This window comes from Serratia sp. FGI94 (assembly GCF_000330865.1).
GTDB classification, from domain to species: domain Bacteria; phylum Pseudomonadota; class Gammaproteobacteria; order Enterobacterales; family Enterobacteriaceae; genus Serratia_B; species Serratia_B rubidaea.
The window spans coordinates 2,738,504-2,751,267 of sequence record NC_020064.1 but is presented as its reverse complement, the minus strand read 5'-3'; the positions used below and the strand labels follow the sequence as shown (position 1 = coordinate 2,751,267).

Genomic DNA, 12,764 nt, shown 5'->3' with positions numbered 1-12,764 from the left:
CCGAATATAGGAATCGTATTCGGTCTTTTTTTAATTAATTGATTTTAATGATTTTATTTCCGCTTGTCCGAAAATGTCCGAATTTCGTCCGAATTTCTGTATTCGGTCTTTTATAACATCACGTATTCTTTCCCCCGCGAGTCCAGGTATTTTCCCGTCATTGCTTCGGATTTATGCCCTAATAGCTTCTGCGTAAATTCCTTTCCTTTTTCCCGCTCATACAGTCGGCCGGCTAGGCTCCGGATTTCATGGAACGTTGGCGGACTCTCTGTAAACTCAATCCCGGCTGCCCGCCGCGCCGCGACAAACTTTTTCGTTAATCCGTCAGGGTGCAGGGCGCCGTCCGGGCTGTTTTTTCGAATGCCGGCGCTGATCATAAAATCGGTAGTGCTGGTCAACCGGCAGCGATCTATCACCGTGCGCAACGTCAGGCCGGTGGCCGCGAGTTCAAGATCCAGCGGCAGCGACAATTTGACGCCGGTCTTCCCCTGCTCGAACTGCAGGCGCCCGTTCGTGATGTTGTCGAACCGCATCAGTGCGACGTCCTCCCTGCGTTGCCCGGTGACCAGCGCCAGATCCATCGACAAACCGAACCACGGCGGCAGCTGGTCGGCCGCTTTGCGGATCTGGAGATATTGCGACAGCTCCAACCGTTCCCGCTTCACTGTGACTTTTGCCGCGCGAGTAGGGGTGACGGGGTTGTTTTCGATGTACCCCTCGACAATCGCCTCGCGGAAAATATCTGACAGCACCGATCGCATGGTCGTCGCCATGGTCTTTTTATCTTGGGCGACCTAGAATTCCAGGAACTCGGTGACGTGCCGCGTCGTGATTTTTGATAGCACCATGCCGTCCAGTTTTTCGCTGACGATCGCAATCTGCCCGCGGCGGACTTTATACGTGGCATCGGCCAGATTGCGGTGCTTAAAAATGACGTCGTAACGCTCGAGCCACGAATTTAGCGTGTAGACATTCCACTGCACGCACTCGTCTGCGCCGACGTTCGCGCGTAACATCATTGACGGATACAAAGAAGGGCAGCCGATCGATATCCCAGCAGATCGCTGGCTGGATTTGCGCGTAGAGATGCCAGCACTGTCAGACTGATCGGGCAGGAAAATTAGAAGAATCAGGCCGGGAAGGAACCTGGTTTATTGGTGGAATAACTAAAAAAAGGCCCGGTACGGCACCGGGCTATCAGGTAGGCATATGTTGAAGCTATATCCGCAAGGTAATTTACACCATAAATGCTATCGAATCGGTCCATCGCCAGTTCAGGAAACTGACCAAAACCAAAGGGGCCTTCCCGAACTTAATTGCAAGCTTTAAACCACCTCCTCAGGAGGTGGTCTTTTACTTAGTGTGGGGATGAGTTTTAATTAATTCAACTCTAATCCTCTTAGTCGCCCTCCGTTAAGGCATACATTAACTGGTTTTTTGAGCAGGTAAGCGACCATAGCTGTTTGGTAAAGACCGTTCAGGTGGCCTTTAGTATCTTCAGATACTGACTTCCCATACCAAGCTCCGTCAATTTTAATATTAAACCCAGGTCCGTTATCTAACCAGTTAGACGAGTTATTTATGCCGGTTATTATTTTGTTGGGATAATAATCGGCATCACAGCTACGCCCATCGCTCATAGGGTTGCCTGCAAAAGCCGACGAAGAAGTAATTAATAACAAAGTGACTAAAAGTGCTTTTTTCATAAAATGACCTGGTTGTTTTAGTGTGCTCATTAAGATTTTGTTTGTGAGGCTTCATTCCCATGGAATGATAGATAAAATTTCTATAACTCTAAGCGTTTCATCCTCAATAGTACTTTGGTCGGACTCAATAAATTCAAAGTTGAAGTCTTGTGATTCTTCTCCTGGCAGAGTAATTTTTATCACTGGCACCCAGATGCCTGTTTGCTGAAAATAGTCTGACTGCATATATTTAGCGCCTTCTCGGCCTGTCATTGTACCGTCATTCAATCCTTGAACATAAAAAAAGGATTCGATCGGTAATTGTTCACCAATACCGGCAGGCCAGGCAGCAACGGAGAGCTCATTCTGACTCCAGGCTTCCAACTGATCCTGCATATCCGTTAAACGACGGGCTTCCAGGCTGGTGGCAAAGGCATGAGTGCTGGCGTCAAAGGAGCATTGATGGTGATAGCGCTTTTGACTGGCAGGCGCTACAGAATTGAAATGCTCAAGCCATTTTTCTGCGGTGGTAATTCCCTGGGATGCGCACTCCCGGCTTTCTTCAGCGTAATCACTTGCCGCGCCGCAGCCTTGGTGGGTACGGGTCATGGTATCTGCATCATAAGGAAACGAACAGAGGACCTCCAGAGGGTGGGCATATGCCGCGCTGTCTCTCCCACTTTTGAGGGTGAATCCCTGAGAGCGGGAAGACTGCAAATGTGTGGTATTCAAATCGCTGCGAAAATAGGAGAATGATACCCCCCCGCGACTGATGGAGCTTGGGCTGGCTTCCCAGGCGTAATAACGGGGACTGGCATTTGCGGCACGTATTATTATGCCATTACAAAACCAGGCGGGGTCATCGCCGCAGGTATCAGCTGTGTCATAAAAGCGTTTTTTCATATCAGCGGCGATTTGTTTTCCTGTTAAAGGCGGTGTTATTGATGCAGCGTGTGTTGTACTTATCTTCAATCCCGAGAGTAGTACGGGGAGGAATAAAAGTATATGAAGGATTGTTTTTTTGTTCACAATGTACTATTACCTTATTAGCTGGAATCCACTCCGCTTACGGTATTTCAGAAAAAAACAAACATCCAATTATTTTTTTGTTTTTTTAGGAAATTTAATTTTAACTTAATATTAGTTTTTTTATTTAAGATTAGGACACGTCCCTTAATTGCATAGTTTTTGATAAAATGGACGGATGCTGCACCCAGTTTCAACATTGCCAGATAATTTCTCGTCATTTTGTCGCAACGTATGGCAATGCGGCGGAATTCTTTCAGACGGCCAAAGCACCGTGCAGCAACGTACCGATTACGATATGCGGCACGTACCTTGCTCCGGCCAGCATACCTGCACTCTGCGTCAGAATAATCATCAAATCCCAGAGTGCTCCTCTCAGAGAGGTGACTACCAGTCAACTGATAGCTTCGGGGGATCGCCGGCGGCCTGGCGGTTTATGACAGTGTGCTATCAAACGATGAAATGCTGGCAGCGTTGAATGATATGCGCGATGTAATGGTTGATAAGGGCATCCCAATGCCATGATATTTTTTAGTAGCTGATGGACATCATTCACCGTATCCATAGACGCTCCTTGTCGATGGGTATAACCGTGACAGTATACAGACCACGCGCTGCGGCCGGCCGCGAGTCCGAACTGGCCCGCAGGCCTTACGTTGTGACGCCGCTCGCCGGGTTTGTCAGCACCCGGCGAAACGACGTCTTCGAACCCGATCCGGGTAGGATCCTCAACTCGCACATCACTACTCGCTGACCGCGCGGTCGGCCCAGCCGCGGTAAAACGCCCGGTACTTGAGCACCAGCTTGTCGTACTTGCTGTACGCGCCGCCGCCGTCCGGTTTCATCCCGTTCCAGATTTTGACGTCGTACTGCGCCGCCTGTCTGGTCTGCAGCCCGAACAGCATGTAGTCGGTCGCACGGCGCAGGGCGCCGCCCACCTTTTTGATCGAAATAAGCATATGCATGATGTTCTTGCCATCGCTCACCGGCGTCACGCACTGGAGCAGCTTGTATTTGAAGTCGCCGTCCAGGGAGACGGTCATCACGCAGCCGCCGGGGTAGCCATCGAAGTGCAGGTTCATCTGCGACATATTCAGACCAAGCGCGCGCGCCAACATGCCGAAGGGGCCAAAGTAGCGGTCCACGGTGAAGTCGATCCCGGCGCCGAACCACGCGCCCGCCTGGGCCAGCGGCTCTAGCTCCGGCCAGCGCTGCCAATCGTCGAACAGTTTGAGTTCGAAGGCCGAGATCGGCAGCTCGTGCACGGGAGCTGCGTGCTGTGCGTCGTAGAAATTCTCGACGATGCGCAGCACCGCCGTGGAGGTCTCAAACGCAAAGTGCAGGTGCATAAAGTCATCGTTATCGACGTCGGCGGCGGTGATTTCGGGCAGCGGATGCAGCGGCTGCGGGGAGCCGTACCAGACCCACACGTAGCCGTAGCGCTCGGTGGTGATCCATGTCGGCTGGCGCACCGAGCGCGGCACCGGCTCCAGTTTACGCACCGTCTGGCTGTGCCCGGGGATGTGCACGCACTGGCCCTGTTCGTCGTAGTGCCAGTGATGAAACGGGCACTGGATGCAGCCATCCTTGACCTGTCCGTCGGCCAGGTTCGCGCCGAGGTGCGAGCAGTGGCGGTCCATCACCACGGCCTGTCCTGTCGCGCCGCGCCATGCCACGCACGGACGGCCGAACAGCGTCAGCGCCTTCGGCTTGTCCTTGAGCTCACTGGAGCGTATCGCAACGTACCAGCTTGCGGCGACGGAGGTGGTCGCGTCGTACGCCTTCGGGGGATGATCCTTGACGCTCACTGATTGCAATTGAATGTCGTTCATCGTTTGGTTCCTCGACGGCCGGCTACTTCTTCTGCATCAAGCCGATGCGGGTGGTGATGTACGCCTTGAGCAGCGCGAACATCGGGTTATAGTCGAAATACTTTTTCACCTCTGCCGGCGCGCTGGTTTGTGTCCAGTACATCAGCTTCATCGCCGGCAGCAGGCTGTGCTTTGAGTTGTTGAGCTGCGGTTTCTCCCCGGTGATGCAATAGCCGAAGCCGAACATATGCTTGGCGAAATCCCGTTCGTCGATGAGGGCGTGAATCCGCGCCGCGGCCTCCTCGGGCGGCTTCTGGCCGGCGCTCACGGCCTCGATCTCGGCTTTGGCATCATTGAACAGCTGGTAGTAGCCCTCCATGTCCGCGCACAGATAGCCGAGGTATGGCGGATCGTTATCGAGATGATCGAGGTCGCCATCGTTGCGCGACGCGCGGAACCGCGCATGGGCCTGCACAAGCCGGAACTGCCCGAGGATCGTGCCGACCGCCCACAGCCGGTGGAAGGCGTCCCACAGGCGGAAGTCCGAGAACGCGGTGTAGCAGCAGCTGACGAAGTCGTCGTTGTGGTCCAAAAGCTTTTGCTGCAGGCGCTCAATGTACTCGAAGCGCTCCGGGGAGAAGTCGTCGTCGCGCAGCGCCTTGATAAGGCGCGCCGCGAGCGCGTGGATGGTCACCGCGGTGTTCTCAAGCCCGCGGGAGAAGAGCGGGTCGATAAAGCCGTTCGCGTGCAGCATCAGGCAGTAGCGATCGCCGACGCAGGCGCTCGACGAGAACTGCAGGCGGTCGGTTCTGACCCAGTCACGCACCGGTACGGCGTCGCGGAACTGCGCCCCAATGCTTGGAAAGCGCGCCAGAAACTCGTCGAATTCCTGCTGTGCGGAGATGTCCGTTTTCGGGTAGATACGCGGGTCGAGCTGCAGGCCGACGCTCACCAGATTGTTGGTCGAACGCGGGTGGTTGTTGAACGGAATCACCCAGAGCCAGCCGCCTTTGAACATGTGGTGTAAGGTTCCCTCGTGCCAGCGCCAGCGCTGTCCCTTGACCTTGAAGATTTCGTCAAATGGTTTCACCCCGATCATATGCGTATAGAGGCTGCGCGAGTGCGTCTTGAAGCGGCACGGCTCTTCGCGGAGATTGAACTTGATCGCGAGCGGCGCGCGCGGGCCTCCGCAGTCGATCATATAGCGGCCAGTGAAGCGTTCGTTCTGCGCGGTGGTAATCGCGACGCCGTCTTTATCGGCGTGGAATTCGGTCACCTTCGTATTTTGGAGCACCGTGCAGCCGTATTTAATGGCGGCCTGCAGCAGGTAGGCGTCGACGTCTTGCCGGTAATAATGGCTCTCCGGTCCCCAGGGCAGCTCGGGAATGACGCACTGCGTGAACTCCTTCGGATCGTGCTCCTGGCCGGGTTTGTGGAACACAAAACCGAAGTTGCGCTTGATGCCGGTGCTCGACGCCACGTAACGCTGCGTCGAGTAGAACGACGTGATGTGGTCGAGTTCCGGAATGCCGTAGCGATCGGCGATGATGCGGTTCATCAGCGAGGTTTCGGGAATCGACGATTCGCCGATAGTGAAGCGCGGGTGCGACGACGCCTCGACGATCAGCACGCGAAACTGCTGTTTGGCCAGGATGGCTCCCATCTGGGTGCCGGACATGCCCGAGCCGATGATGATCACATCGAAGTGGTGGTTATCGCGCCCGTTCGCCGGGCTCTTCTGAGTCATGAGGGCAAATCTCCTAATGAGAGGAAACGATGGTTACGCTCAGGACGGATTGAGAGCGCTGCGGAGGCGGGAGCGTGCGGCCAGCGTGAGCGTGAGCAGGTCGCCGAGCATGCTGGGCGCGTATCCGCCACTGCCGACTGAGGGGCCGTTGCGTCCGGCTTCGTATACCCGTTCCGCCAATTGGTGATGCGGCGCCCGGAAGCGCAGCAGGATCACGAAGAGCCGGTTGAGGGCCGTCAGCCCGGCCCGGACGGATTCGTCCTGCGCGCCGGCCGCTTGCGCCTCGGCGATCGCGCGGTCTACCAGCGCCGGCTTCCCGGCGAAGCGGGCGTAGACCGCGCGGTATCCAGGAAGCACGTAGGGCAGGTAGGTCTCTTTGAATTCCAGATAAACCGGATGATCCGATTGCGAGCCCCACAACACATGCTCCAGTACGAACAGGGGCATTTCTACGGCGCCGGGGCCAAGGTAGCTCTGGCCTCCGATTTGAATCGGTTCGTAGAAGGGGCGTAGCTCATCGTAGAAGACCTGCGGCGAGATAAAGCGGTACGCGTAGACGATCGATTCAACCATTTTTTGCAGATAGGCGGCCAGCTCGTCACACCCCTGCACAAACGCGGGCGAGCGCAGGGGCACCTCAGTCAGCTCGACGGTCACGGCGATGGCCGCTTCGAGCGCCGCCATCGACATGCGTACGCTCTCGAGCAGGTGCGTTTCGTCGTCCAGCCCGGAATAGCTGCGCTGCGCGTCGGCCGCTGAAGGGTTCCAGACCGTCACATGCAAAAGCGTCTCACGCGGCGGCATCTCGGTGATGCGCGCCAGGTCGAGCAGCAGCGGCTCTAGCCCGGGCACCGCGTCTGCTGGCTCTTGTCCGTGTCGCTTGAGCGATCCCAGGAAAAAACCGATATCCCGCATCGCGGCGGCCGCTTCGGTGAAGCCCCAACCGGCGGGCACGCCGCGCACCGGCAGGAACTCGCGCAGCAGGCCGACAATGCCAGGCACGTCCTGGCTACGGTTCAGACCCGGCAACTGCAGTACCCGCGGGCGCGCCTGCAGCGGATCGCAGGCCGCCACGGCCGCGTGGGTGGCGGCAAAGGCACCAGCCCGATCCAGAATGCGTTCCACTACAGGATCTCCGGTGATGCGGGTCGCGACTGTTCCGCGTAGCCTTTCTGCAGCGAGCGCAGGTAATCATAGTTTGTCGGCAGGCTGGTGCGCAGACGCTCGGCCTCGTGCTGGATGCTGGCGAACATCGCTTCGGCTTTATCGATCGATTCCGGTCGCAGTTGCAAAAGCGGCAGCGAGCGGTCAGGCAGCATATCCAGGCCGGCAAAGATGCAGTAGTAGTTGCCGTTCAACCAGAAATTCTTGAATTCAAAGTCGAAGGTATCGTAGTAGGTGGCATCGTCGAACGAGGTAGTGGTCAGCGGCAGGCCTGCCTTGTAGCGCTCAATTTTCTCCTGGATGGCGTCGGAGAGCCGCAGTTCGTGCCGGTTGGCGAGCCAGAATGCGGTATCTTCACGCGAGGAGGTGAAATAGTGCGCCTGAACAAAATCCCGGCAGTCGTCGAACATGTAGACGATCTCGGCGTTGAATGCGTCAGCCAGGCGTGGGTCGAACGCGGTGTCGGGGAAGTGCTTCACGAGTTGGTAAAGCGCCGCGTAGATGAAATAGATCCCCGTCGATTCCAGCGGCTCCAAAAAGCACGACGCCAGCCCGATGGAAACACAGTTGTTAACCCATGCTCGCTTGTTGCGCCCGACCCGGAATTTGATTTGGTTGAGCGGCTGATTGTCCGAAAGGCCCCACAGGTTGAGGAAGTCGCTGGTGGCCTGATCGCGCGAGGTGAACTTGCTTGAGAAGACGTAGCCGCTGCCGAAGCGGCCCAGCATCGGGATCTTCCAGGTCCACCCCGCGTTCATGGCGATCGACGAGGTGTAGGGTTCGACTCCCTCCTGTGTATCGTCGTTGGGGACGGCGGAGGCAACCGCGCTGTCGCACAGCAGGTAGTCGGACATATCAATGAAAGGCTCCTTCAGAGCCTGATTGATCAACAGTCCCTGCATGCCGGAACAGTCGATAAACAGGTCTGCTTCCAACTGCCGGCCTTCCTTGGTGAGCAGGCTGGAGATGAAGCCGTGTTCGTTCAGCTTAACTTCCACCACCTCGTCGACCACGCGGTTCACCCCGCGATCGACAGCCCAGCGTTTGAGAAAATCGGCCACCAGGTGCGCGTCGAAGTGCCACGCGTGTGACATCTGACGGCTGCCGTCGTGCAGGCACGGCGCCAGGTTGCCATCGAGCGCTCCGGGCTGTGGGTAGCAGGCGTATGCCATCGACTGCTGAAAACCCTGTTCGCGCTTGCGCAGCCAGTAATGGGTGAGCGGCACGCCGTCGCAATTCGGCACGTTGCCGAATAAATGGTAGAAGTAATCGTTATGCGAGGGAGAGGGAGGTTTTCTCCAATTGACGAATTTGATGCCGGCCTTGAACGCGCCGTTCACCTGGGGCATCCACTCCCGCTCCGGTATTCCGAGGAAGTCGAAGAACACCTTCTGCAAGCTCGGAATGGTCGCTTCGCCCACGCCGATCCGTGGGATCGCCTCAGACTCGATAAGCGTAATATTCGCCTGCTGTTGGAGCGCCCGGACGAGGTACGAGGCGGACATCCAACCCGCAGTGCCGCCGCCTACGATAACAATATTCTTGATCGGTTTGCTCATGACACTTCTCCCATTAGGAGCCGATGGAGGTATTAGACTGGGGTCTAATTCAGGTTAGACTTTAGTCTAAAAAGTGCAAATGCCGCTTCCGATTTAACGGCATCACGCCGCTCTCGCGGGAAACTCAACGCGGGCTGAAAGGTATATTTATGAAGAGTAGCGATTATCACGCAGTTATATTCGATCCGTTTTGTTTATTGTTGAAAACAATATGTTAAATCCCCGAGCAACACTTTCTTGCACTGGTTGCTGAGCGTATGGCGCGCCGTCCTATTATTTTCGCTGTGAAGTGTAGGGGGGAAGCAGTACGTGCTTAAAAATAAACGGATAGTAGGACGGCAAGCTAATCTAGCTTGGGCAAGGCAGGGGAGGAGCAGAAGATTTAATGTAAATAAAGGTAAATGAAAAGGGTTGTCGCCAACCCTTTTCCTGGTGGAGTTTATAGACCAACACTGGCTCTGATATGTTTCACATATGAATCGGCCCATGTTTTGGTCAGGTGGTTTTTATCGAACATCATCGGCACGTTGTCTTTGTCGATGTAATCACAACGCTCCTGATTACAGTTAAGATCAAATACGTCAATGTAGTTGATGCCGCCTTGCGCCAGCTGTTCCGACATCCAGCGGTTACTTGCCCTTGACTCTTTGGTGACCAGCTTTTCTATTTTACTTTCCGGGGTTTTTTGCGCAATCTTGTAAAAATCGATGCTGAAGGTCTTGGTCTGCCCGACAATAAATACCTTATCCTTACCAATTTTATTAATGACTTCGGTCAGTTTTTTCGCCAGTCCCTGATCCTGGTTTACCATCCAATTGGCGGATAGCAGAATATAGTCCACCTTGTTGTTTACCAGGAAGTCGTTATAGATATAGTTGAACAAATCGGTGCAGCGTTTCTCACCGGCCTTGCCATTTACCGGCATGCAGCCGGATGCTGCCGCCTCCATGACATTGTAATCAGCGAATACTTCATTGACCGACTGGTAGAGTTCGGCCGCATGGCTGTCGCCCAGCACCAGGATATTCTTCTTATCGTCAGCGGTTTTTAAACAGACTTCTTTATCAAAAAATGAAATATCATTGGTCTTGGTTGACAGGAAGCAGGTACGGTTCTGATTACCGAATTGTCGGATCCCTTCAGGGCTGGCTGCATAAGTTTTGAATTTTTCCAGCGCGATAGTACTGGGCGATACCCAGTGTTTATTGACTTCTGTTGCCGTTGCGCCGAAGGATAGCGCGGCGAATGCGGTGGCGGCAGAGGCCAGGTAGGCGTAGCTCTTGCTGAACAAGCGCTCAAAGTATTTGTAAGAGATATAACCCAACGCGAAAGACAGAATGATACCGATAGTTGCATTGAGCGTTGTAAACTCAATGGAGTTATTGGCCATAAATGAGACCACCGGCCAGTGGAAAAGGTAGATGGAATAGGATGCGGAGCCGATACTCTGTATGACGCTGTTTTTGAACAATGTTTCGCTGTTGCTGAGATTGGCATGGATGATGGCACCGGTCGCTAATACCGGGATCAGCGTCATTCCGCCTGGCCAGGGGGCGCTCTCTTTCACAAACAGGAAGAAGGCGATCAATACAATAACGGCGACGATTTCGGTCTGTTTGGCATAGGGATTTTTAAGCCGCGAGGCAGACACATAGGCGCCGATCATCAGCTCCCACATACGGGTGGGCAGCAAATAGAAGTTTGCACTCAGGTGTGATTTGCCAAATAGAATGCAGAGCAGTACCGAGCAAAGAATAATTAATAGATAAAAATGACTTTTGTAATGTTTAAATAAGGTGCCAATGAACAGAATTAGCGGGAATATTAAGTAAAACTGCCATTCAACGGACAGCGACCAGGTGTGTAATAACCAGTTGAAGTCAGATGTTGCGGAAAAATACCCGCCGCTGTGCAACAGGTAGTAAATATTAGAGGTGAAGGTCAAAGCGCTAAGCGTTTGCCTAAACTCTTCCTTGGCGCCGTTAGGCGTTTCGGAATACAGTGCGAGTAAAAAGGTGAAGATGACCATCATCAATAGCGCAGGGTATATCCTCTTGAACCTTTTTCTATAAAAATCAATCACCCATGATTTTTTCCCTATCTGCTTTTGACATATTTCGTTCATTAAAAAACCGGAAATAACGAAAAATATATCAACCCCAGCGAAACCACCATATGCAAATTCGAATTTAAAATGGAATAAGACCACCATCGTAACGGCAAGAAATCTTAATCCATTAATGTCCAGTCTAAAGTTCATTTTTCACTAACACCCAGGAAACAAGAAAGATCCTAGAAAATAGCATTTTGCTAGAGAGTACAGCAACGCGGTTAATTCTTATTTTTAGCGGATTGTCGGATGGATTAAATTCTACAATTTTTAGGATAATGGCCAATTATTTATTATTTTTGTAGAGTGCCGGAAGGGAGAAGTGAGCATTAAATAAATAAAAATTATAAATTACATAGTGTTAAGATTTTGTTAAGGATGGGCGTCCGCCTATGTCAAGATGTGTAAGTAACAAATTTTTAATGTAAATGAGGCATGGGCGGTAGATTGAGTCGCGGCCGTGGCGGCGATTTATAGGAAAAATCCCTGTTGCATTGAAATGGGATACCGCACGCCACTGCTGATGTTGCTTACTGTATTTTCGCTGATGCTGGCGTATTGAATTTTACGTGATCTCTGTTGGCTACTGTCCCCAGGGTTGCTCGCTGACATACTGCAAGAAGCTCATCATACCCAGGCAAACCAGTACGCCAACCATTACTATTATCACTAATCTCATGATGTTACCTTCCAGTCGTTTGGTTATCTGTTTCGTTATTCGCACGCCAGCAGGCGTGTGAGTAAAGCAACCTGTTTGCCTTACGAATTATTGGCGATCCAGTATAACCAGAAGTGGCCAAGGTTGGGAGTCAGGCGGCTAAAGGGTGGGAGCGAGGGCGTAACAGCGGGGCAGATATTTACTATCGGCATAATGGTATCGGGCTAGCCAGGTCGTCGGTTGTTTGCTTTATGGCTCCGGCTATGCAGACCCTTTTTTTTACGCTATTGCTAATCTGTTGATATATATCGGTTGAATTGAATGCGAGAAAAAGAGCCTTTTCGGGCGTAATCGGCAGGAGTGTTTTTAAAAACAATGGGCTAGTGCTAATCTGCAACAGTTCACTGCCGTACAGGCAGCTTAGAAACGGTAAATTTAGCCATTTTTCAGCCTGTCGTTGTTCACTGCCGCACAGGCAGCTCCGTCCCCTTGCTGTGATTCTTATTCCTCAACGCGATGACAAACCATTTCGATATTATGGCCGTCCGGCGCAATCACAAAGGCGGCGTAGTAACTGGCGTGATAATTGGGACGCAGGCCCGGCCTGCCGTTATCTTTACCGCCGGCCGCCAGCGCCGCCTGGTAAAAATCATCCACCTGCCGGCGGCTGTCGGCGATGAACGCCAGATGCAGCTGCGCCGGCTGCGTCGTGGTCTGGTACAGGCACAGTGAGGTATTGTCGGGGGCGGCGATCTCTATCCCATAGTCCGGCGCGCCTTCATCCGCCACGCTCACGCCCAGCGGCGCTAGTGCCTTAAGAAAGAAATTTTTGCTGGCCTCATAGTCGCTAACGCCAAATTTTACGTGGTCAAACATAGCTTCCCCTTACCAGTGATGAGCCGTGCGCTCACTCCAGTATAGCCGTGCGGGCCGGGTATACTGCCGCGCTGCGGTTTTTTCTTCTTCCTCGTTTTGACGGGGAGCGGCTTTACAACTATAAAAAA

10 protein-coding genes and 1 pseudogene are annotated in these 12,764 nt (G+C 53.4%); all 11 read right to left on the bottom strand.

Annotation, left to right across the window (positions count from 1 at the left end):
* Positions 1–110: 110 nt before the first annotated feature.
* The 11 genes and pseudogenes from D781_RS12495 to D781_RS12460 all read right to left on the bottom strand — a co-directional run bounded on the left by D781_RS12495 (position 111) and on the right by D781_RS12460 (position 12,636).
* Positions 111–773, bottom strand: a complete 663-nt coding sequence (locus D781_RS12495; protein WP_071823831.1) for a tyrosine-type recombinase/integrase — start codon at positions 771–773, stop codon at positions 111–113.
* 21 nt (positions 774–794) lie between these two features.
* Positions 795–983, bottom strand: coding sequence for a hypothetical protein (locus D781_RS24140; RefSeq protein WP_233494086.1), 189 nt, complete (start codon positions 981–983; stop codon positions 795–797).
* A 396-nt stretch (positions 984–1,379) separates the two neighbouring features.
* Complete coding sequence (locus D781_RS23665) at positions 1,380–1,706, bottom strand: hypothetical protein (protein ID WP_124014448.1); 327 nt, start codon at positions 1,704–1,706, stop codon at positions 1,380–1,382.
* 51 nt (positions 1,707–1,757) lie between these two features.
* Complete coding sequence (locus tag D781_RS23660) at positions 1,758–2,714, bottom strand: hypothetical protein (RefSeq protein ID WP_015672695.1); 957 nt, start codon at positions 2,712–2,714, stop codon at positions 1,758–1,760.
* Between the two features lie 144 nt (positions 2,715–2,858).
* Positions 2,859–3,034, bottom strand: a pseudogene (locus D781_RS23235) (IS5/IS1182 family transposase); the annotation flags it as partial.
* Between the two features lie 420 nt (positions 3,035–3,454).
* Positions 3,455–4,543 carry a Rieske 2Fe-2S domain-containing protein gene (locus D781_RS12485; RefSeq protein WP_015672694.1) on the bottom strand — a complete coding sequence of 363 codons (1,089 nt, stop codon included), beginning with the start codon at positions 4,541–4,543 and terminating at the stop codon, positions 3,455–3,457.
* Positions 4,544–4,565: 22 nt separating this feature from the next.
* Positions 4,566–6,269, bottom strand: a complete 1,704-nt coding sequence (locus D781_RS12480; RefSeq protein ID WP_015672693.1) for a tryptophan 7-halogenase — start codon at positions 6,267–6,269, stop codon at positions 4,566–4,568.
* Between the two features lie 39 nt (positions 6,270–6,308).
* Positions 6,309–7,394 carry a monodechloroaminopyrrolnitrin synthase PrnB family protein gene (locus D781_RS12475; RefSeq protein WP_015672692.1) on the bottom strand — a complete coding sequence of 362 codons (1,086 nt, stop codon included), beginning with the start codon at positions 7,392–7,394 and terminating at the stop codon, positions 6,309–6,311.
* Positions 7,394–8,992 carry a tryptophan halogenase family protein gene (locus tag D781_RS12470; protein WP_015672691.1) on the bottom strand — a complete coding sequence of 533 codons (1,599 nt, stop codon included), beginning with the start codon at positions 8,990–8,992 and terminating at the stop codon, positions 7,394–7,396. Before D781_RS12470 ends, D781_RS12475 begins: the two co-directional genes overlap by 1 nt.
* A gap of 439 nt (positions 8,993–9,431) precedes the next feature.
* A complete protein-coding gene (locus D781_RS12465) occupies positions 9,432–11,252 on the bottom strand; it encodes an acyltransferase family protein (RefSeq protein ID WP_015672690.1) in 1,821 nt (606 codons plus the stop codon).
* A 1,009-nt stretch (positions 11,253–12,261) separates the two neighbouring features.
* A complete protein-coding gene (locus D781_RS12460) occupies positions 12,262–12,636 on the bottom strand; it encodes a VOC family protein (RefSeq protein ID WP_015672688.1) in 375 nt (124 codons plus the stop codon).
* Positions 12,637–12,764: the final 128 nt, after the last annotated feature.

What these genes read in the sequence shown, in the direction of transcription:
- D781_RS12480 (WP_015672693.1), bottom strand. Translation starts at nt 6,269, where the DNA reads ATGACTCAGAAGAGCCCGGCGAACGGGCGCGATAACCACCACTTCGAT.
- D781_RS12485 (WP_015672694.1), bottom strand. Translation starts at nt 4,543, where the DNA reads ATGAACGACATTCAATTGCAATCAGTGAGCGTCAAGGATCATCCCCCG.
- D781_RS12465 (WP_015672690.1), bottom strand. Translation starts at nt 11,252, where the DNA reads ATGAACTTTAGACTGGACATTAATGGATTAAGATTTCTTGCCGTTACG.
- D781_RS12495 (WP_071823831.1), bottom strand. Translation starts at nt 773, where the DNA reads ATGGCGACGACCATGCGATCGGTGCTGTCAGATATTTTCCGCGAGGCG.
- D781_RS12470 (WP_015672691.1), bottom strand. Translation starts at nt 8,992, where the DNA reads ATGAGCAAACCGATCAAGAATATTGTTATCGTAGGCGGCGGCACTGCG.
- D781_RS23665 (WP_124014448.1), bottom strand. Translation starts at nt 1,706, where the DNA reads ATGAAAAAAGCACTTTTAGTCACTTTGTTATTAATTACTTCTTCGTCG.
- D781_RS12460 (WP_015672688.1), bottom strand. Translation starts at nt 12,636, where the DNA reads ATGTTTGACCACGTAAAATTTGGCGTTAGCGACTATGAGGCCAGCAAA.